Here is a 21,129-nt window from a genome sequence, read left to right on the forward strand (position 1 = left end):
CCCATCAATCAGCATCTTTCATGAGAATGACCTCAACCATTTCATCGCTGTACAATCCACTTTTTTCGGATGGAATGTGCACTACACCATTGGTCTGAACCATAATGCTGATTAGGCCCGATTTCCCTAATATTGGTTCAGCTGTTATTTTATCTGCGTTCTTAGCAATTCGTACATTAACAAAATCGTCCCGTCCCGGTGCCGAAGCAAAACTGCGGACGAATTGAGCTTGGATAACATAAGGTTTAACTTTTTCATCTTGTCCGTAAAGTTTACGTACAGCAGGTTTAACTAGCTGTTCACAGACAGTCATAGCCGCCGCTGGATGTCCAGGAAGTCCAAAAATCGGTACATTACGAATAATACCGAAAATCGTTGGCTTACCCGGTTTTATTGCCACACCGTGGAAAAGCACTCCAGGAGTACCAAGCGCACCTATCGCCTTTACCGTGTAATCACGAGTGCCAACTGAACTCCCTCCTGAAATTACAACAAGCTCGCAATTGGATATCGCGTTTGCCAAAACATCTAGGAGATTCTGGTAGCTATCTCGGACAATGCCAAATCGTGCCACATTGCAGCCCATGTCTTCAAGCATAGCACCGACTGCATACGAGTTAATATCTCTAATTTGTCCAAAGCCTAATGGCTCATCAATGTCGGCAAGTTCATCGCCTGTCGAGATTACACCGACTGTCGGTCGCTTTCGTACTAGTAAGCTGGAACAGCCGCAAGCAGCAAGTGCGCCTAAATGTTGCGGCTTGAGTTTTTCTCCGGTTTGCACTACTATATCTCCAGACCTAAGATCTTCTCCTTTAAATACGAGGTTTTCTCCGGGAGGCGCAGACCTCAGTATCAAAAGAGTATCTGTATCAGGCTGTTCGGTATGCTCTATCATAACTACCGCATCAGCTCCTGCCGGCAGCATAGCACCAGTAGGTATAACGACTGCTTGACCTGGCAAGAGTTCTAATGTCGTCGCTTCCCCCATAACTACTTCTCCGATAATTTCAAAGAGAGCTGGTGCTGTTTCGCTTGCCCCGAAAGTATCGCAACTGCGCACGGCGAAACCATCGACAGTAGAACGGGTAAACGGCGGCAAGTCTTCCTGGGCTAAAATATTTTCTGCAGCAACTCTGCCTAGCGCGTTACTTAATCGAACGGTTTCACTACCCGTCATACAGCCATTAAGACTATCCGCAATTAATGCTCGCGCCTTTTCAAGAGATACATATTCAAAGAACTCCATCAGACTACCCTCATTTCTATCGCCTGCAGACTCCGTATTGACAATCGCCTGGCTAGGTTATTCCCAGCCAGGCTTTTGTCTTAAATATAACTTTCTTAAATCAGGAAGAGCTACTTTGACTTTAGCCCCTAATAAACATTCTAAAAGGTAATACCCACTAGAAATTATATACTTTATCCAATTCTTCTTTTGGAATGTCAAATATTACATCATGCGGGGATAAAGGTTCAGTGCGGAAAAATTCAGGAAGTTCATCTGCTCCATCACCAATTCCGGCTGATTTATTAAATCCTCTCTCATCTCTTAGTACCTGTTTGCCCATTTCGAGATAATCCTCGATTGTCTTATTCCAACCAAAGCGGGCATTACACATTTCCACAATACCCTCTAACCCTTCAGCAATGTCAAGTATCGCAAAAGCAACGAACAGACACAAGCCTGTGCTATCAATGAAAGCTGTCGCAATCTGCAGATTGCGTGATAGATCTACTTGCCCTTCAGGTTTAAGAGGATCAACTTTTCCGCCAACACCTAAAATATTTGCGGTAACCGAATAGCCAGCAGTATGATCAGCCCCCATAGTAGTAGTCGCATAGGTTACACCAACGCCCTTTACTGCCCGAGGATCATATGCCGGAATTGCCTGACCCTTAACTGTTGGAACTCGGCGTACCCCAAATACTTTGCCGGTAACTTCGGCCCCTGCCCCAAGAATTCGCCCAAGCGGAGTAGCCTTACCCATTTCGTGAAGCAGATTAATTGCAGCCTGGCTATCACCAAATTTAGCAACGCCTGCTTCCATAGCAACACCTATTGTAACTCCCATTTCAATACTATCTACCCCGTAATCATCGCAGAGACGATTCATTAGAGCGATATCATCTAGATTATTAATGCCGAGATGAGCTCCTAACGACCAGCAGCTCTCATATTCGAACCCGCCTGTTAGAACCTCTCCTTTTTTATCCTTGTAAATTTGCGAACAGCGGATAATACAACCTGGCGAACAGGAGTGACCTGTCTTTCCGCCCCGTTCTTTGATTACAGCCGCTAACGTTTCTCCACCAATATCATTAGCCCCTTCAAATCTGCCCGTGCTAAAGTTTCTTGTAGGCAAGCCGCCTGCCTCACTGAGAATGTTAACTAGGACGTCTGTACCGTATGCAGGCAAAGCCTGGCTGGTAACAGGATGGGTAAGAAGCGCGTTTGCAAGCTTCTTCGCACCTGCTCTGAAAGCTGCTTCATCAGCAAATGATACCATTTTGGTTCCACTGTCATCAGCAACTATAGCCTTTATCTTCTTGCTGCCCATTACAGCTCCTAAGCCCCCGCGACCGGCTTGACGAGTTGGTGCCCCTTCCATGTCAGTAAAACCGACACAAGCTGATACCATTTTATTTTCACCAGCTGTACCAATACAGCCTATAGCAACCTTTGTTCCAAAAACTTCCTGAAGTTTGGCGACAGTATCATAAATGTTCAATCCTTGCAAAGCTGGCATTTCTTCAACAAATAGACCTTCGGTAGAAACTCGTAAGATATAAGCAGTATCTTTTTGCGGCAAACCTTCAACAATTATCCCTCTAATTCCCAATCTTCCGAGCTTTGTCCCCATTGCTCCGCCAACATTACTCTCTTTAACTGTGCCAGTTAAAGGACTCTTAGCACCTAAAGACATTCTGCCTGCATTAGGAGCTCCAGTTCCCGACAACAGGCCGGTAACAAATACCAGCTTATTATTTTCGCCAAGCGGATGCGCATTTGCCGTAACCTCCTCAGCAACAATTCGAGAACTAAGCGCACGACCGCCTAAACCCTGATATTTTACCCCTTCATCCTTAGTTACTGCTAAATTAGCCATGTCAACACGATAAAACATTTTTTCTCCTCCTCACCACATTCGGATATGTTTTAGCCGCCTACCTGAAACATGCGCCTGGTCAAATCATCCTCCTCCCGTCCTTCGCTTAACCGATGCCGGCCTGGTTTTTCTTGTAGCGCTTTTAAAAATAGCTCATAAAGCTCTATATCGCTTCCACCGCCGCGCATGCAAGCTTTTATATCTATCTCGTTATTTAATAATAAGCATGATTTTATCTTACCATCAGCTGTTAAGCGAAGCCGGTTACAGCTAGGACAAAAATGTTCAGATATTGGCGTAATAAAGCCAATAACACCTTGCGCTTTGGGCAGCCTGAAATATTTGGCTGGTCCATTACCTTTAACAGCATCATCCTCTTGTAAACAGCCATAACCAGCTTTATTTATAATATTTTTTATGGCAGCAACATCTAACCCCGGTTTTATTCCAAGTCTTCCGATAGGCATATATTCAATAAATCTAACTGCAATCGGGCTGTTATAAGTCTGCTCGACTAAATAAAGCAAGTCATCTTCCCATAAAGCTTCCGTTAGTACAACATTTAATTTAACAGGCGTTAATTGAGCCTCAACCGCCCGTCTAATACCTGCCAACACTTCGGTAAGATGTTTTCTTCCTGTAATGTCGGCAAATCGTTCATGGTTGACTGTATCTACACTAACGTTTACGCGATCCAGCCCGGCAGCTTTTAGCTGATCGGCCATACCACTTAACAAACTTCCGTTAGTTGTCATAGCTAAATCTTTAACGCTTTCAATTTTACGGACATTCCGAATAAATTCTACTATTCCTTTGCGAACAAGAGGTTCTCCCCCAGTAATGCGAATCTTGCTTACACCATGCTGACCAAGCAGGCGAACAACTCGGAGTATCTCCTCATAAGAAAGTATTTCATCATGCGCGAGTAAACTGACACCTTCAGGCGGCATACAGTAAACGCAGCGAAAATTACATCGATCAGTGACAGAAATTCTTAAGTAATCAATTATGCGACCATAACCGTCCCGCATCATATTCACCTCACAACATTATATTTTGTTAAGTACATTGTAAGTACGGATTTCATAATAATACTTGAGTTTTAACCATTATAAAGAATTTTCTTCAACTGCTTTCATTATCCCTGCCACTTTATAATCTTGAAAAGCATATTCTTACAAACTAATAGAACATAGCAATTTTTTACTATCTTTAAGTGCATAATGAAGGTTAAACTAAACAGCCCACAATCTTCGCATGAAGACTGTGGGCTGTTTAGTTTAACCTATTCCGCTTACCTAATATAATTGACTACGTTTTGCTTCCGAGAAGGAGCATTTATTGCCTCAACTTTTTTATAGCCTAATGTTACCGAGTGGAAAGGCTTATATCCTTCCGGTATACCTAGTTGTTTTTTATATTGATCCCCTTTATCCCCTGAAAAAGCAAATAATATAAGATCAACCCAGCAGCACCCCAAACCGATAGATTCTGCTGCCAGTAGCATATTTTGGGTAGCTGCGGCACAGTCAGCCTCTATCATCAGACCGTCTTCTTTACCAGATATGACAATTACAGTTGGGGCACCGTGAAAAATATTATACTGCTCATTCTTCGCCATCTTACTAATATGTTCATTATCAATGTTTACAGCTGTTAATTTAGCACTTTTGTTTATATCCGCTAGTATTGCCTGGTCTTGGATAACTGTAAAATGCCAACTCTGCTGATTACCTGCACTGGGTGCGTATATACCAGCTTCCAGTATTGCTTGTAAATCTTCCTGAGATATTTGCTTATCGAGATAGCTTCTTGTGCTCCTTCGCTTCTTAATCGTCTCCAGTACAAGATTATTCACCACTATAAAACCCTCCATACTTAAAATAAAATTTCATATTTATGAACTAATGCTTTCAATAGCTTCTCTAGCCCATTGAGAATTTTGCAGGACTGCTCTTCCTACACCAATAAGATCGGCCTTGCCCTCCTCAATAAGCCTTTCAGCTATATGTACATCTGTAATTCCCCCTGTTAGAATAACGGGAATATCTACTACGTTCTTAATAGCTAAACTTAGCTGAGCGAAATACCCTTGTTCACTATTCTCAGGGTTAATATATCCAGAAAACCCTCCTGAAATGTCAAGTATGTTTACACCAGCTTTTACAAATTCTTGAGCGGCAAATTGACTGTCAGCTATTGTCGTCCCACCTTCTGTAAAGTCACAAACGCCTAAACGTAATAGAATAGGAAATTCTGCACCGACAGTCTTCCGAACTGCCTGTATGACTTCAAGGTGTATGCGAATTCTATTCTTTAAGCTGCCACCATATTCATCACTTCGTTTATTTGTTAGGGGTGAAAAGAATTGATTTAGAAAATAACCATGAGCTGAGTGTATTTCTACACCGTCAAAACCAGCATCTTTGGTTCGCCGCGCAGCTTCACCAAATGCCGCTACAATATGTTGAATTTCCTTCTTAGTCAGTTCACGGGGCTTTCCCCCGCGACGCGGATTCGCAACTGCCGATGGACCTACTATATCCATACCTGTTATTTCGGAAGAAGTTGCGCTCCCGGCATGGTTAATTTGCATTACCGCTTTTGCACCATTACCATGAATAACTTTTACTAGCTGCCCAAGTCCAGTAATAACGCTGTCATTTTCAATCGAAAGCTGGTTTTCACTAGCTTTCCCTGCCTTTTGTATGTAACTATGTTCAATAATAATTAGGGATAACCCTCCAGCTGATTTCTCGCGATAATAATCTAAAATAGCAGAGTTAACGTTGCCATCTGCATCGGCTTTGGCTGTAGCCATTGGCGGCATTACTAGTCTATTAGCCAAGTCTAGATTGCCAACTTTTAATGCTTGCAGTACATATTTCATAGAACCCCTCCTCATAACCCAATACCCTGATTATTTCTGTATATAATGCTAAACAACAAATTGCCGCTCCGCAAGAACTTACTTAATAGTACTATAGTATCCAATTTAATACTTAAGAACACCGACATATAATGTTTTTTCAACGACTATATTAAGAATATTCCATATCACCTTACAGGTTTGTAAGTTATATCTGTACACCATTTGTAGGATTATCACTTGTAAGCGATTTTTTTTATTTTTTTGAAAATTCCTTCCTATTTTCGACATTTTATTTAATATTATTTACCTATAATGATGTCAGCTTATACAATGTAAATCGGAGGGCTTTTATGTTAAAAATTGATGTTGAAACCGCGGAAAGCATTGTAAATTTTATTTACACTAATTCAAATTATCACGCTATAATCTGTGATGAAAATGGCGTCATAATCGGAGACTCAGCTAAAACCAGGCTTGGAGTTACCCATGCCGGTGCCAAAAAAATTCTTACTACAAACATTGATCGAATCGTTGTTACAGAAGAAGAAGCCAAAAAGTTGGGTGGTACTGTTAAGGCTGGTACAAACTTAGCAGTAAAGGATGGAACCATTAAAATTGGCAACTTTGGTATAACCGGCGATCCTTTACACACTGAGGCTCTCGCCAATATTGCATCAGGCCTTGTGATATCAAGACTAAAAGAAAAAGAAAACAATGCTTTATTACATCGATGTGCTACCGATGTTGCATCCTTTATTGAAAAAGCCGCCCTTAGTATACAGCAGCTCTCTGCAAGCTCCCAACAACTAGCCTCATCAAGCGAAGAAGCCTCCCATGTTACCAAAATAGTAACTCAAGATATTAATAGCACACATGACATCATTAAATTTATTCAACAAGTCGCAGCTCAAACAAACCTGCTTGGCCTTAACGCTGCAATTGAAGCAGCCCGAGCTGGTGAACACGGTAGAGGATTTGCGGTTGTCGCGGAGGAAGTTAGAAAGCTGTCAGATGACAGCAGGAAGTCTGCCTCTACAATTAACGAAATGCTGAATAAATTCCGAAATTCTATTGATGATGTACTCAAAGTAATACAGACAAATAACAAAATTGCGCAGCATCAAGCATCGTCTATCCAGGAAATTGCATCCACAGTTGAAGAGGTTAGAGTTATTGGTGCTTCCTTAGTACAAATGGCCCAAAGATACTAAATACAAAAACAGGTAAATCTATGATTGAAGTGACCCCTTATGTTAGACAAGATAGTATAATGTCTAACATAAGGGGTGTTTATTATGCCAAAAGGAAAACCAAATGCAAGGTACACAGGTGAATTCAAACAAGCAGTTGTTGAAGATATGAGAAACAATGGCCTTAGTCAGAATGCTACGGCAGACAAGTATGCTGTAGCGCTATCCGTAGTACAAAGATGGGAACGAATCTATTTGGAAGATGGACCAGGAGGTCTGTATATTGAACGTCGAGGCCGTGCTAATGCCGCAATAGGTATTAACAAAGGCCGACCACCAAAACTAGATAAAAAAGTTGAAGGAGACCTCATAGCAGAAAATCAAAGACTTAGGATGGAAATAGACTATTTAAAAAAATTACATGCCTTAGTACGGAAGGAAGAGCAAGCGATAAGCAAAAAGCTCAGGTGATCTACGAACTGGCATAAATATAAGGTCACCGAATTAATTCAAGTGGCGGGATAGCCCGCAGTACCTACTACTACCAGATTAAAAGAATTGATGGACCTGATAAATATGCTAAGATAAAAGAAATAATTTTCACTATCTTTGAGGATCACAAACATCGTTATGGCTACAGACGCATCACACTGGAACTGCATAACCAAGGGTATTGTATCAATCACAAGACAGTGCAGCGACTAATGCGAGAGCTAGGATTGTTTTGTCTCGTAAGAATGAAGAAGTACAAGTCTTATAAAGGCACGATTGGGAAGATATCTCCTAACCGATTAGAACGGAATTTTAAGGCGGAAAAACCTAATCATAAATGGGTTACTGATGTCACGGAGTTCGCTCTTTTGGGTCAGAAACTTTATCTGTCGCCTATTCTCGATCTGTATAATGGCGAGATCGTTGCCTATAATATCAGAGAACGTCCAAATTTTGCACAGACTATGGACATGTTGAACAAGGCTTTTAGTAAAAGACCAAACTTGAAAGGTCTGATTTTTCATTCGAATCAGGGCTGGCAATATCAGATGAAAAAATACCAACATAGGCTTAAAGCGAAAGGTATTCTGCAAAGTATGAGCCGAAAAGGAAACTGTTTAGATAATGCTGTCATGGAAAACTTCTTGGGACATTTAAAAAACGAATTGCTCTACTTGAAGGATTTTCCCTCTATAGACCAGTTTAAATTCGAGCTAATAGATTATCTTGATTATTACAATAACCGGCGAATCAAAAGTAAACTTGGCGGTCGATCGCCTGTTCAATACAGACTGCTAGCAGCATAAAAAACAAGGCAGCCGGCTTGACCGACTACCTTGGTAAAAACGATTCTCTTTTTGTCTAACTTTTTGGGGTCACTTCAGATAGATATACCTGTTTTTTATATTTTCTATTTCTTACCCACTTAGCATACCGTCAACTTTTTATGTAACTTTTATATTATAGAAGAATATAATGTAATATATTGCGAACGGAGGTTTATGCTAATGGGTTTAAGACGCACGGACTTTTCAACTACTTGGCTGCCAATTCCCTCAGGATTCCTGCTAGCAGACAAAAATGCCTACTTTTGGGTTTTGCCCTATAAAGCTGATTCCTCTAAAGAAATAATAATCCAAGGTAGATATCCTTTATGCAGATATATTTCTTTTTCAGCACACACAGGTGCAAATTCAATAACTACAGCTTACGACCAAATAATTATGCCTGATTTAGGATGTACAAATCCTTTTTTGCCTAATGCGGACTTTAACGCAACTAATAGAGACTACACTTTGAAGATTAGTTTTACAGATCCACCCGATAAAAACCATCCCTATACGCCATCTCCCGAAAACAATACACTTTATGTCGGTTCCTCCACAACACTGCCTGACAACATCGGTTTTATTGTATATCGGTTATATGTACCCAGCGATAAAACAAATGATACCGGTGGCGTAGGGCTGCCCACTGTGCTTATTCAAGACCTGACAAGTCGCGAACTACATCCTATAACATCAATCAATGAAGTATTACTTGGTTTTCAAATAGAGAATAGCTCTATTTTAAAAAACATTGAATTATTTCATCCCCCATCGATGATACAGATTACGCAAGAAGAGATGCCTTTAGGCTTCAATGATCTTAATTGGAGCATTCAGCCACAAGGTGTTGTACCAGTGAAAAGTCTATTATCTGTATATATATATACTTTTATAAGAAATGATCCTACCATGCTTTTATATATCAAATGGAAAACACCGACCTTTCCCGACACGTTTCACAAAAAAGATATTTCAGGTACTGAAAATATGCGATATTGGGGGCTGTCCTTCGGAACATTGCTGAATCAGACAACTCATTATTCTATAGCTGATTATGAAGTAACTACATTAGACAACATTGCGAAGGTAGTCGTCAGCTTCGGGGCTTCCCGCCCTAGCTTTGTAACACCCGAAAATGGATTTACCTGGATTGACCTTAGCGGATTAAATCCCGATCTCCTAATCTATCGCAATTCACTTTCTGGAGGCTTCCCTTTTACGTCCAGCGGATTACCTGAAAGCAGCCCAGTAGGGCACTCGCTTGGATCTTATCTCCCGATTGGCAAATATTTGCCGGCGAAAGCCATATTCCATGAAGATTTCAGCTAAAAAAGTAAAGTAGAACCGTTGGTTCTACTTTACTTTTTTTATTGAGCTTTATGCTGCTCTATATACCATTTTTTAACTATAGCTGCTTCTATCGATGTGAAAAGCGTGGTTTTAGCTAAAGAAAACACAAGTAGCGCCAACCAGATAAACCCAAATGAAACCATATGAATAAGAGTGAACGCTTCATGATACAGAAATATTCCTAACAATAGCCCTATACTTGGGGAAACATACTGGATGAATCCCAGTAAAGACAACGGCAGCTTATTAGCACTGCTAGAAAACAAAAGCAGCGGAACTGCCGTAACGATGCCAGTTCCTATTAGATAACCGGTAGTTACAGATATCGTCAATGGAAAACCATTGCCTTGATAATGTATATAGGCTAAATAAATACCAGCAAATGGTGCAATGATAAGTGTTTCAAGCGTAATACTAGTGATTGCCGCTAAGCCTGCCTTCTTTTTGCACAATCCATATATTCCAAAAGATATGGCAAGCACTAAGGCTACCCAGGGTAACGATCCAAGATTTAACGCCATGTTCACTACTCCAAGCGCGGCTAAACACACTGAAATTAATTGCCAAAACGATAATCTCTCGTGCAAAACAACAATGCCGATAATTACGTTAAATAATGGGTTTATATAATAACCTAAGCTGGTCTCAATAACCCGATTATCATTAACAGCCCAAATATAGATAAACCAATTTAGACTTATAAGCACTGCTCCCAGTACTACCCAAGCAAGCTTTTTCTTCTTAGCTAATAAGTCCCTAAATTCGGCGATAAAGTCATTGCCCTTATTGAGCGCAAGAATTATACAAGCCATAAATACAAACGACCAAAAAATTCGATGCGCCAAAACTTCATGGGCTGGAACCTCAGAAACAAGCTTCCAATAAATCGGCAGTATCCCCCAAATAACATAAGCACCAAGAGCGGAAAAAATTCCGCCAGCCATATTTTTCGAACTTTTAATCTGTCCCAAAGCAAATACCTCTAATTATTGATAATCCCATTCTAGACCTTTTTAGGGGATGATTCAATAAATTTTTAATATCCTTATACTCTTGCGACAGGAATTAATATGGTAACTTTAGTTCCTCGGCCCAGTTCACTCTTTACTATTATTCTGCCGCCGTGACGTACGACAATCCATTTTGCTATTGCTAACCCCAGTCCCGTTCCACCGCTGTCACGCGATCGCGACTTATCCTCACGAAAAAAACGATCAAATATACGTGGCAGATTTTCTGGTGCTATACCGACCCCTGAATCTTGAACACTTATCAAGATTTGCTTATCTTGTTTAAGACAGGCAATATTAATGGTCCCGCCAGCAGGTGTGTATTTAAAAGCATTGTCTAATATTATTACAAGCAACTGATGAATACGATCTTTATCCGCCATTATTTCTATATTTGCTTGGATATCACTTGTTAGGCTGATATTGTTCAATTCCTCCATGGCCTTAAACCGCTCTACAACTACCTCTATAAGCTCACTTATATCTATAGTCTCAAGCTGTAATTCAGCCTGATTAGCGTCAGCTCGGGCCAAAGTAAGGAGACTAGATATTAGTTTAGTCATCCGTTTTGATTCTTTCATAATTGTATTTACTCTGTGGCTTTCTTGCTCAACAGTATGATCCGGGTGTCTGAGCATCAATTCAGCATTGCTGTAGATTCCTGTTATTGGAGATCTTAATTCATGAGAGGCATCAGAAACAAATTGCTGCTGCTTTTCCCATGCTTCTTGAATCGGAATCATTGCACGTTTAGCTAAAAAATAGCCTGCAAATAATATGCTGATTACCCCCAAGATACCGCCGCCAACTGTTATCCAAAACAGATTGTTAAGCAATTGAATTTCAGAATCTACAATACTTACTGCGATTACTTCTGATATCAAGAAACTAGGATCGTTTTTGAGTCTTTTTTCCTCATATTTATATGGAACACTGATAATCCGGTAATAATGATCTTCATAACTTTTTGTTTGTATTTTATCTGTCTTTATGGTTGCAGCTATTTCTTGCAGATTGCTTGCCTCATCAGCCCGAAATGGATTCGGGTTTAAAATTCGGCCGTCTTCACTGCGCAGTAAAATAAAAATCCGTGGATCAAAAAGTACCCGCAGGCCTCCTCCTCCTATTCTAGGAGTCTGCAGCCTAAATGAGGAAGCTTGGTGCATCATGGCATCATCTACTCGATCAAATAAACGGAAAGATAAATAACCGTATAAAGTTGAGGTAAAAGCAACAAAAATCAGTAGAAATACGAGGGAGTTTAATGCTGTTAACATGCGAAGCGTATTATTAAACATTATTACTTCTCCCTCAAAATAAAGCCAGCCCCACGCACTGTCTGTACAAGGGTATCACATCCTACAGGAACAAGCTTCTTACGTAGATAGTGAATATATAAATCAACAATGCTAATGGCAGCATCAGAATCATATCCCCAAATACGATCGAAAATCTGATCTCTGGTGAGGATTTGTTCCTTGTTTAAAATGAAAAACTCCAACATATCATATTCTTTGCCGCCTAACCCCAACGGCTGTCCCCCCACCAAACCATCTCGCACCTTACTATTTAAAGTAATACCACCATAGCTCAAGGCCCCTTCCAAGACAATATTACCTTTTCGTCTCATTAAAGCCTTTATTCTTGCAAGTAATTCTCTGATCGCAAAAGGTTTCACAAGATAGTCGTCAGCACCCGACTCTAATCCAACAACACGGTCATCAACACTATCTCGTGCAGTTAGCAATAATATAGGTATAGTACAATTATTAGCTCTTAGTTTTTTTACAATCTCTAAACCATTTATCTCAGGCAGCATAATATCTAATATAATTAAGTCATGAATGCCTTGTTCGGCAGCATATAGGCCTTCGTCACCTGACGCAGCTTCATCTACGATATAATGTTCTTCTTTAAGAAGGCTTACAACAGCTTCTCTAAGCACATTATCATCTTCAACAACTAAAATTCTCATTGTATATCCTCCTTCACCCATAGCAACATAAATATTCTGCCAGTACTTATAAATCTTAATACTCGTCATTTTGATTATTTACTACTGTTAAATATACTATATTGCCCTCATTTAAACCTTGTAAAAATTCCTTTCTGTCACTACTAACTTATATTGTCTAAATAAAACATTTATCATTTCAATCTGATAACCTCTGATAACCTCTGATAAAGGTATCTGTTACACTTATTATAACAAGGCTTCTTTTAATTTTTCTTTTGAAAATGACTTCTACTGCTAATATTCAATTAATAATTGAAATAAAATTCGCGGTGATCTAAGTCAGATCACCGCGTTTGCGCTTCCATATTTCACCTTTGACTTTGTCTCAATCGGTGCCTTTCTGCACTATCTACTCTAAAAATTATGTTTAGTAATGAAGAAAAGTAATAACATAGTATTACACAAACAACCGAAACAATAAGGTATTTTACCCCAACGGGATATATCAGTTTTTGCGCAATATAAGTTATTGGCAGCACAATTAATTGATGAATATAGTAGATAATGTACGAGTTGCCAGAATGATTTTTCCATGGATAAACATCGGTGTTAAGGTACTTTTTAAAAAAGGCTAAAAGACTAAAAACAGCCGTTAAGCAGAAAAGAGAATGAAGAGCGGCATGGCCTGCTTTTAATTCTATTGAAGCAGGACTTATATATGTAATCCGATAATAAGTAAACATTATGATAGTTATCAAAAATGCAATACTCCATCGTCCGAGATGCGGGCTGTACCCCAAATCAGTAAACCACCGATGTCGCCAAGCATAAATGCCTAACAAGAAATAACTGAAATTAATAAAAAGTCGTGTCGGTTGAAATGAGATAACATATAGTCTGCTATACCAAGCATCTGCATGAAAAAAGAGATTCGGAATAAAAAATGCTGCTGCAGTAACCACACTAAACCAGATAAACAAAGTAATAGAGGGCTTCCTGCCTTCGGTCTTTATATGAAGATATGCTGGATATGCTTTAACCGCAATTGCAAGTCCCATAAAAAACCACATTAAATCACCTAAGAACCAATAGTGTGCGTGATTAAAGGTTCCGGCAGTGAAGAATATCGTCTTTAAATAAAAAAGATAATTCGGAGGAGTATCGGTACGGCTGTACCATATCATGTAAGTTATTGCCGGCGCAAAAATTAATACTCCAGCTATCCATGGAAGGCCAATACGCAGTAGTTTTCCTATTAAGAAATCTGAAGTACCTTTGCGCTTAAGCACTGGCAACGCAAAATATCCTGCTATGAGAAACATAATTGGCATGATAAACACGTCGGTATTCATCACAAAAATATTAAATAGCTGGCTCTTTTGTGTGTCCACTACATACCACCACTGTGGTGCCGGATCCATAAAGCCAATCGCAACATGAAATACTATTACTAACAAAATAATAAACGCCCTTATATTATCTAAAAAATGAACTCTAGTGCTATAATTCATTTTAGTGATTACTGGACTATCTTTCATGCTTACACCTCTAACCACAGATTTCATTACCTTATTTTATCTTACATCAACCAGTAATAAACTTTTTGTCTAAAGGGGCAGTTTGTTAATTTTATTCTATTGTTCAACAAAATTTCAATATATTGTAATTATAAAAGGACTAATATAAGTTAGTCCTTTTAATTACTAAAATTTTCTATATGGAAAACTTTCGGATGTTAAATTGCAATTCTTCAGCCATATTTGCTAGTGCCTGACTTGACGCTGCTATTTCTTGAGTCGAAGCAGCTTGTTCTTGTGTAGCTGCTGAAACAGTTTCAGTATGTTCCGCAGTTCTTTTACTTATTTCTCCGATTGTTGCAACAGCTTGAACAACCTTATTACTACCAACTGACATTTGCTTAGTTGCAACTGCAATCTCATCAACATTGGATGAGACTTGCTCAACCAATAAAGAAATATTGCTAAAGGACTTAGCGGCATAGTCAACTACTTCATTTCCAAGCATAACTTCACGAGTCCCCTCCGCCATTGCTAAAACTGCGTTGCTTGTATCTGTTTGGATTTCATTTATTAAGCCTGTGATTTGCTGCGCTGCCTGTCTTGATTGTTCGGCTAGCTTTCTTACCTCTTCTGCTACAACTGCGAATCCCCGGCCCTGTTCTCCTGCACGGGCAGCTTCGATAGCAGCATTTAGAGCTAAGAGATTTGTTTGTCCAGCTATCCCAGAAATAGTATCGACTATTTGACCAATCTCTTTAGAACTTTCGCCAAGTTTTGTCACAACAAAACCAGATGATTCAACTTTTTGCTTAATGTTATCCATCTGCTTGATAGCTTTTTCCACTGCTACGCTTCCATCTAAGGCTGCAGTGGAAGTCTTCTGAAACATCGCTACCAATTGCTCAGAGTTCAATGCAACCTGCCGAATATTTTTCGACATTTCCGCTACCGATAAACTCGCCTCATCAATAGCCTGCACTTGAGATGTACTACCTTGAGCAACATCTGTTATTACAACAGCAACTTGGTTAGATGCCTGAGCCGACTGCTCTGCTCCAGCAGTTAACTCCTCGGACGATGCCGCTAACTGTTCAGCTGAACTTGCAACTTGCTGAATTAATTTCGTTAAATTCGCCTTCATTGTATTGAAAGCGAAAGCAAGCTGTCCAATCTCATCAGATTTATTATAATTAATATCCTCTTGAGCTAAATCACCTTGGGCTATTTGTGAAGCCATAGTTGCGATCTGCTTTGTGGGATTAGCAATGCTGCGGCTAACAGCCAGACCCAGAATTATAGCGATAACAGCTACTACAATATTTACAATTAATAGTATATTTTGGGTAGTATTCGCATTTTCTAATTGCTTATTTTGTTCATGATGAACTAGTTCTTTTACTAACTCAACCAAACTTAGTGAGGCACCCATAGCCTTCTTATAAGGTTTACCAGCTTCGTTCATATATCGGCTGACTTGATCAAGTTTGTTTGCTTTTTTTGCTTCAATTGACATTGCAGCAATGTCTTCATACTCGCTTTTTTCTTTTTTCATTACTTGCATAACAGCTTTAGCTTTGTCCGTTGTGAAAACCTGCTCTAATTCTTTAAGCTTTTTATCAGAGTCATTTTTGTATTGGTTAAAAACTTCAATATCCGCCAGATCACCTGTAAAGTTAAATCTTCTCATAGCCACAGCTTCATTCGCTAAATCTGTAGCAAAGCCTTGAGCTAGTTCGACCTTTTTGAGACTTATGTCGGTAAGATGTTCTGCATCTTCATTTAATCGTCCTATCTTACTATATGTAAATAAACTCATGATACCAAATAAAACAATTACAATTAAAAATCCACCTGTAATTTTGCGGCCAATTGTTAAATTCATTACTACATCTCCTTTTAAAACGCTGTGCTTTTTTATTTAATTCTACATTTTTCGACAAATTTCCTGTTTACATATTATTGAATATTTATTAATTATTGTTAATATAGTTTATTTTCTTATTTAATTCTAAACCCTATCGCACTTTATTGTCAACGGATAACGATTATTAGTTGTGTCTATTTTGTATTATTTTTTAGCTTCATATAAAGAAGGAACATAACTCAATAATAGAGTTTATGTTCCTTCTTTATCCAAATTATTTATTGTTTATAGACCCAAAAGTTTCTCGATATCTTTAGTCATACTCAAGGGAGACGTAGTTGGCTCATATCTACCTATTACATTACCTTGGCGATCAACTAGGAATTTTGTAAAATTCCATTTGACATCATTACCTTCTAGTAATTCTGGAAATTTCTCATTTAAAACAGAATTCAATTTTTCACTGATAGGGTGGTTCAAATCAAAGCCTTTAAATGGTACTTTGTCAGTTAAATATTCAAACAAGGGATGTGCTGTCTTGCCTCGTACATCGGTTTTCTCAAATAGCTGAAAGCTGACACCATAGTTAATTTTGCAAAAGTTCTGAACTTCTTCATTGCTGCCAGGTTCTTGCTCGGCGAACTGGTTACTAGGAAAACCAAGAATTTCTAAGCCTTCAGCCTGATATTTCTTATATAATTCCTGAAGTTCCTCATATTGGGGAGTAAATCCGCATTTACTCGCCGTATTGACGATAATTAAAACCTTACCTTTGTATTGAGACATCGAAATTTCTTGACCCTGGATTGACTTGAGCTTGAAATCATATATACTCATGCAACTCACTCCTTATTAATTGTCAATATTTAGTATTATTTTAAAACTTTGCAGATATACTATGATTTTATCAATTCTTTGTAATAACTATCTAGAATAGTTTAATAAGCTAGATGATAAGGTATCAGCCAAACTGCCCTCAGTCACTTGGCTGAAGGCAGTCTATTAAGGACCTTATGAATTTGTTCACGTAAAGATATCGCTTCGTCAATACTCATTTGGGTACTGCAAAAGGCTTTTTGAGGTATATCATATGCCTGCTTTTTTAATTCTTTGCCTTTGTCAGTCAATTTAACAATTAGGCTTCTTTCGTCTTCCTTGCTTCGCTGCCTGCTTATCAAGCCCGCAGTTTCCATTTTTTTGAGTAAAGGGGTTAGTGTCCCTGAATCCAAGTAGAGTCTTTCACCTAACTCCTTTAGCGTAATTTCAGGTGTTTCCCATAGAACTAAGAGCGTAATATATTGAGTATAGGTAATTCCTAACTCTTCTAAAAAAGGCCTATATATCCTCGTTATTTCCTTGGAACAGGCATATATTGCAAAACACAACTGATTATCAAGCTTTAACATTTCATCTTTATCCATACTATCAGCAACACTTTCATATTTTTTTGTAATGAATTATAAAGTAACTATAACTTATTCCTTGAGGCAATTATTTCTCCAACCGAAACTTTGGGATGGTGATATCGCTTCCTGCCAATTGTTTTCTTGCCAAACTCTATACATTTATCAGGACAGAAATGCAGGCATGCCAGGCACTCTTGGCAATCTTTCCCCCATTTAGGCTTGCCGCTTTCCATAAATATATTATCAGTTGGGCAAACCTTTTTACATATACCACAAGAAGTGCAGGCTTGTGAAACCGAAAACTTTTTTGGTGCTTTACTTAGAAGATTTTTTAACCAATATTTATTTATTACTCTCGAAAGAAGACGTAAAAACTCAGCACTAACCTTCTTTTCCTTACTAGAAATAGTATTGGCAATGTCAGCTATTTTTTTATCGGCGTCAGCCAATCTCTTTTCCGTTTTGTCCGCTGGCGGAATATCTGAGAGTGGTATATAACTTGAGACCATCTCCAAATGAAAACCAGCATCCAATTTGCTGTTTTTTTCCTTTAGAACCTTGTCGACCTGGTTTAAAGAACTATTTATGTGGCGAAAGCCACAAGATGCGACAGCAAAAACATACTTTGCTTGTTGTAGCTTAAGCTTCTTTATAAATTCAAGGACGACAGGCGGAGCGCCGAAATAATGCGTTGGAAAAACAAAACCAATCCCTTCTGTATCGGCAACAGGCTTTTGCGAATTACTCGTCATAGATACCAATCTGCACTCTGGCAGCTTTTCAGCAAGTTTTTTGGCTGCATGCAAAGAATTACCCGTGTTTGAATAATAATAGATTGTAAAAAGCATAATATTTTCCCTTCTATTTCCTAAAATTTAATTGTATTAAATTTAATTTTACAAAATCATTATATCAATTCTCTTAATTATGTCAAGTTTATTAGCTATAATAATAAAAGCAGCAACCTAAGTCCCATACTAGAACTAGTTGCTGCTTACTTATTCACTAACTTAAATATGCGTCTACTACCTTAGCTACATAGTCATCTTGGCCAGATCTAGCTAAAACTACAATGTCTAGACTATTGTCTCCTGATATTTTGGCAGTATATCCGCGAGCTCCATTTTTATCTAAGCTGTGTTCTCTAATAACATTTATGTCACTTTTGTTCGCAACTTCATAATATAGCAGGATCCCAGCAACTCTCCTTTTGATCGCCGTTGTAGGGCATTCGAGTGCTCGTATCCTATCAAGTGCATCTTCGATATTTGGCATAAAATACTCCCCCCGCTAAAAATTATTTATTCTTATTATTTCCGTTCGAGCTTCTTTAATGCTCCTAATCAATCCCCGTCATAATTTAAACAAAAAAGGTGATTGAACGTGAATAAGTCTGAAACTTCCTGGTGTATAGAAGCGCGTGCCTTTAAAATAGCCTATACTCCATTTACGCATAACTTCTGGGTACTTGTTGATCAAAAAAAGAAAATAGTTGAACAAATCCACGGTTTAGCGGTTAATCCTATAACTGGTTTAACTAAAGCTGTCGGCTGCTCGTCCGATCTTCTGCAAGTAGTTCATGGGTCGAATATTTTGTGGTCTATACAGGAAAACCAACCGAAAGTTTCTTGCATAACTAATGATACTAAAAGAGTGTGGCAGGCAGCACTTAAATCAATTCCGGAAATTAACTCCCTAAGGCTTCCTTATCCTGATCTGTGGCAGCATTTTTACTGCATGAATAGTAATACGATATTTAATACCATTGGGCAAATTATGGGAGTTATTAAGCCTGCCAATCTATTATGCACCTTAGCTCCTGGGGTACGCCGAGTAATTTCCCAGGACATAATTGAAAAATATCGCTATTCATCTGACAAATGATGATGCATTTACCACTTTTAAATATATTTTGACAACTAGACAAATAGATATAAAACTGCTATTTTACTGTCCTATGTTATTATAAGCTAGTACTAACTTGTGAAAGGATTGGTAAAATGAAGAACATTGTGATTCTTGGGACAGGTGGAACCATTGCTGGTGTATCCCAATCATCAACCGTAACAACCAGCTACAACTCTGCCATTTTGCCAATTGATGATATAGTTGCTAAACTCGGACCGATAAAGAATATTGCAAATATAAAAACTGAACAAATAACGCAAATAGATAGTGCCGATATGACACATGAAATTTGGCTAAAACTTGCTAAGAGAGTAGCTGCGCTCTTAAATCAGCCTGATATTGATGGTGTTGTAATAACTCATGGAACAGATACACTTGAGGAGACCGCCTATTTCTTAAACTTAGTCTTACATAGCACTAAACCAGTAGTTCTTGTAGGTGCAATGCGCCCAGCGACCGCGGTAAGCTCGGATGGCCCTATGAATCTTTACAACGCGATCATACTAGCGTCTAGTCCTTCAGCTCAAGGTAAAGGAGTTCTAGTTGCCCTGAATAATACGATAAACTGCAGTCGTGATGTAACTAAAACTAACACTGCGCTCCAAGATACCTTTAAAGCCCCTGAACTAGGATATCTCGGCTATATTGTTGATGACTATTCCCATTTCTACCGCATGCCGACAAGAAAGCACACATATATGACTGAATTTGATATTAATACCATTTCTGAATTACCTCAAGTTGATATTATCTATGGATACGTCGGTGATCGCGGTACATTGGTCGAATCAGCAGCAGCAAACGGTACGTCTGGCATTATCTATGCGGGACTAGGAAACGGTAATATGTCTAATAACATAAAAGAGATTTTTAAGAGAGTGCAAGATAACGGAGTAGTTATTGTTCGCAGCACTAGGGTCGGCAACGGTTTAGTTACAAGAAACGGGGCCGTAAATGATGACCTCTATAAATTCATTGCTAGCGATACGCTAAACCCCCAGAAAGCCAGAATACTATTAATGCTTGCATTGACTAAAACTAAGGACGTTAAGAAAATACAAGATATATTTTGGACTTATTAAAACAGAAAAAACTCAATATATAAAGAATGTGGCCGGTTTAAAGTAAGTTTAATTAGCGTTAAAAATGTTAAACAAAAATGACCTTAGTCCCAATAGACTAAGGTCATTTCCATTTTCATTTTATTGGTTAGCTATTGGGCTAAAACCAAGTTTTCTCAGCACTTCTGTTAGTTTTACTGTATCGACAGGTTTAGCAGCATATGCTTCACAACCGATTTCAAACGAATTTTTAACATATTCAGTCTCGGCAAGGGCAGTAATCATAATGACTTTTGCCTTTTTCTCATCAGGGACTGCTTTTTGTTTCTCATAATCACGTATCGTTTTTAGTACCTTTACACCATCGACTTTGGGCATCATGATATCTAAACAAATTAAATCATATGGTTCGCCTTCACGTAGTGCAAGAAGGTAAGCATCTAAAGCCTCTAGTCCATCAACTGTGACATCACATTCCCCATATTGTGATAAAAATTTCAACAAAAATTTTCGACTAACCAAATCATCTTCTGCAATTAGAATCCTCATTATACTCCCCTCC

General features: G+C 38.7%; 20 protein-coding genes and 2 pseudogenes. 7 read left to right on the forward strand and 15 right to left on the reverse strand.

Annotated features, from left to right (window positions below):
* Nucleotides 1-4: 4 nt before the first annotated feature.
* The 5 genes from V6C17_RS03980 to V6C17_RS04000 form a co-directional block, all read right to left on the reverse strand.
* Nucleotides 5-1,249: a molybdopterin molybdotransferase MoeA gene (locus V6C17_RS03980; RefSeq protein ID WP_333521249.1), complete on the reverse strand. Its 1,245-nt coding sequence runs from the start codon at nucleotides 1,247-1,249 to the stop codon at nucleotides 5-7.
* A gap of 157 nt (nucleotides 1,250-1,406) precedes the next feature.
* Entirely contained in the window at nucleotides 1,407-3,128 is a 1,722-nt protein-coding gene (locus V6C17_RS03985; protein WP_333521250.1) for an aldehyde ferredoxin oxidoreductase family protein, read from the reverse strand.
* A 32-nt stretch (nucleotides 3,129-3,160) separates the two neighbouring features.
* Nucleotides 3,161-4,144 (reverse strand): GTP 3',8-cyclase MoaA, encoded by a 984-nt coding sequence (gene moaA / locus V6C17_RS03990; RefSeq protein ID WP_333521251.1) that lies wholly within the window; start codon nucleotides 4,142-4,144, stop codon nucleotides 3,161-3,163.
* Between the two features lie 260 nt (nucleotides 4,145-4,404).
* On the reverse strand, nucleotides 4,405-4,971 hold the full coding sequence (locus V6C17_RS03995) for a nitroreductase family protein (RefSeq protein ID WP_333521252.1): 567 nt from the start codon (nucleotides 4,969-4,971) through the stop codon (nucleotides 4,405-4,407).
* 36 nt (nucleotides 4,972-5,007) lie between these two features.
* Nucleotides 5,008-6,000 (reverse strand): NADH:flavin oxidoreductase, encoded by a 993-nt coding sequence (locus tag V6C17_RS04000; protein ID WP_333521253.1) that lies wholly within the window; start codon nucleotides 5,998-6,000, stop codon nucleotides 5,008-5,010.
* A gap of 332 nt (nucleotides 6,001-6,332) precedes the next feature.
* Here V6C17_RS04000 and V6C17_RS15950 point away from each other — a divergent pair.
* From V6C17_RS15950 to V6C17_RS04020, 5 genes and pseudogenes are all read left to right on the forward strand, one after another.
* Nucleotides 6,333-6,728 (forward strand): annotated as a pseudogene (locus V6C17_RS15950) (sugar diacid recognition domain-containing protein); the annotation flags it as partial.
* Nucleotides 6,729-6,881: 153 nt separating this feature from the next.
* A pseudogene (locus V6C17_RS15955) lies at nucleotides 6,882-7,193 on the forward strand (methyl-accepting chemotaxis protein); the annotation flags it as partial.
* 84 nt (nucleotides 7,194-7,277) lie between these two features.
* Entirely contained in the window at nucleotides 7,278-7,643 is a 366-nt protein-coding gene (locus V6C17_RS15960; RefSeq protein ID WP_442891434.1) for a transposase, read from the forward strand.
* 50 nt (nucleotides 7,644-7,693) lie between these two features.
* Nucleotides 7,694-8,470: an IS3 family transposase gene (locus V6C17_RS04015; RefSeq protein ID WP_442891452.1), complete on the forward strand. Its 777-nt coding sequence runs from the start codon at nucleotides 7,694-7,696 to the stop codon at nucleotides 8,468-8,470.
* 201 nt (nucleotides 8,471-8,671) lie between these two features.
* Nucleotides 8,672-9,820, forward strand: a complete 1,149-nt coding sequence (locus tag V6C17_RS04020) for a hypothetical protein (protein WP_333521255.1) — start codon at nucleotides 8,672-8,674, stop codon at nucleotides 9,818-9,820.
* Nucleotides 9,821-9,858: 38 nt separating this feature from the next.
* On the opposite strand, the gene rarD is transcribed toward V6C17_RS04020, so the two are convergent.
* The 9 genes from rarD to V6C17_RS04065 form a co-directional block, all read right to left on the reverse strand.
* Nucleotides 9,859-10,812, reverse strand: a complete 954-nt coding sequence (rarD, locus tag V6C17_RS04025; RefSeq protein ID WP_333521256.1) for an EamA family transporter RarD — start codon at nucleotides 10,810-10,812, stop codon at nucleotides 9,859-9,861.
* Between the two features lie 74 nt (nucleotides 10,813-10,886).
* Nucleotides 10,887-12,149: a sensor histidine kinase gene (locus tag V6C17_RS04030; protein ID WP_333521257.1), complete on the reverse strand. Its 1,263-nt coding sequence runs from the start codon at nucleotides 12,147-12,149 to the stop codon at nucleotides 10,887-10,889.
* A gap of 2 nt (nucleotides 12,150-12,151) precedes the next feature.
* Nucleotides 12,152-12,826: a response regulator transcription factor gene (locus V6C17_RS04035; protein WP_333521258.1), complete on the reverse strand. Its 675-nt coding sequence runs from the start codon at nucleotides 12,824-12,826 to the stop codon at nucleotides 12,152-12,154.
* Between the two features lie 350 nt (nucleotides 12,827-13,176).
* Complete coding sequence (locus tag V6C17_RS04040; protein ID WP_333521259.1) at nucleotides 13,177-14,346, reverse strand: acyltransferase family protein; 1,170 nt, start codon at nucleotides 14,344-14,346, stop codon at nucleotides 13,177-13,179.
* 175 nt (nucleotides 14,347-14,521) lie between these two features.
* Nucleotides 14,522-16,210: a methyl-accepting chemotaxis protein gene (locus V6C17_RS04045; protein ID WP_333521260.1), complete on the reverse strand. Its 1,689-nt coding sequence runs from the start codon at nucleotides 16,208-16,210 to the stop codon at nucleotides 14,522-14,524.
* A gap of 267 nt (nucleotides 16,211-16,477) precedes the next feature.
* Nucleotides 16,478-17,029 (reverse strand): glutathione peroxidase, encoded by a 552-nt coding sequence (locus tag V6C17_RS04050; RefSeq protein ID WP_333521261.1) that lies wholly within the window; start codon nucleotides 17,027-17,029, stop codon nucleotides 16,478-16,480.
* A gap of 143 nt (nucleotides 17,030-17,172) precedes the next feature.
* Nucleotides 17,173-17,613 (reverse strand): MarR family winged helix-turn-helix transcriptional regulator, encoded by a 441-nt coding sequence (locus tag V6C17_RS04055; protein ID WP_333521262.1) that lies wholly within the window; start codon nucleotides 17,611-17,613, stop codon nucleotides 17,173-17,175.
* A gap of 47 nt (nucleotides 17,614-17,660) precedes the next feature.
* On the reverse strand, nucleotides 17,661-18,446 hold the full coding sequence (locus V6C17_RS04060; protein WP_333521263.1) for an EFR1 family ferrodoxin: 786 nt from the start codon (nucleotides 18,444-18,446) through the stop codon (nucleotides 17,661-17,663).
* 157 nt (nucleotides 18,447-18,603) lie between these two features.
* On the reverse strand, nucleotides 18,604-18,873 hold the full coding sequence (locus tag V6C17_RS04065; protein ID WP_333521264.1) for a hypothetical protein: 270 nt from the start codon (nucleotides 18,871-18,873) through the stop codon (nucleotides 18,604-18,606).
* 108 nt (nucleotides 18,874-18,981) lie between these two features.
* Between V6C17_RS04065 and V6C17_RS04070 the strand changes: the two genes are divergently transcribed.
* A complete protein-coding gene (locus tag V6C17_RS04070) occupies nucleotides 18,982-19,482 on the forward strand; it encodes a hypothetical protein (RefSeq protein ID WP_333521265.1) in 501 nt (166 codons plus the stop codon).
* 116 nt (nucleotides 19,483-19,598) lie between these two features.
* Complete coding sequence (locus tag V6C17_RS04075) at nucleotides 19,599-20,588, forward strand: asparaginase (protein ID WP_333521266.1); 990 nt, start codon at nucleotides 19,599-19,601, stop codon at nucleotides 20,586-20,588.
* 120 nt (nucleotides 20,589-20,708) lie between these two features.
* On the opposite strand, the gene V6C17_RS04080 is transcribed toward V6C17_RS04075, so the two are convergent.
* Nucleotides 20,709-21,116: a response regulator gene (locus V6C17_RS04080; RefSeq protein WP_333521267.1), complete on the reverse strand. Its 408-nt coding sequence runs from the start codon at nucleotides 21,114-21,116 to the stop codon at nucleotides 20,709-20,711.
* Nucleotides 21,117-21,129: the final 13 nt, after the last annotated feature.

The organism is Dendrosporobacter sp. 1207_IL3150 (assembly GCF_036763085.1).
Taxonomy (GTDB): Bacteria; Bacillota; Negativicutes; order DSM-1736; family Dendrosporobacteraceae; genus JBAIYU01.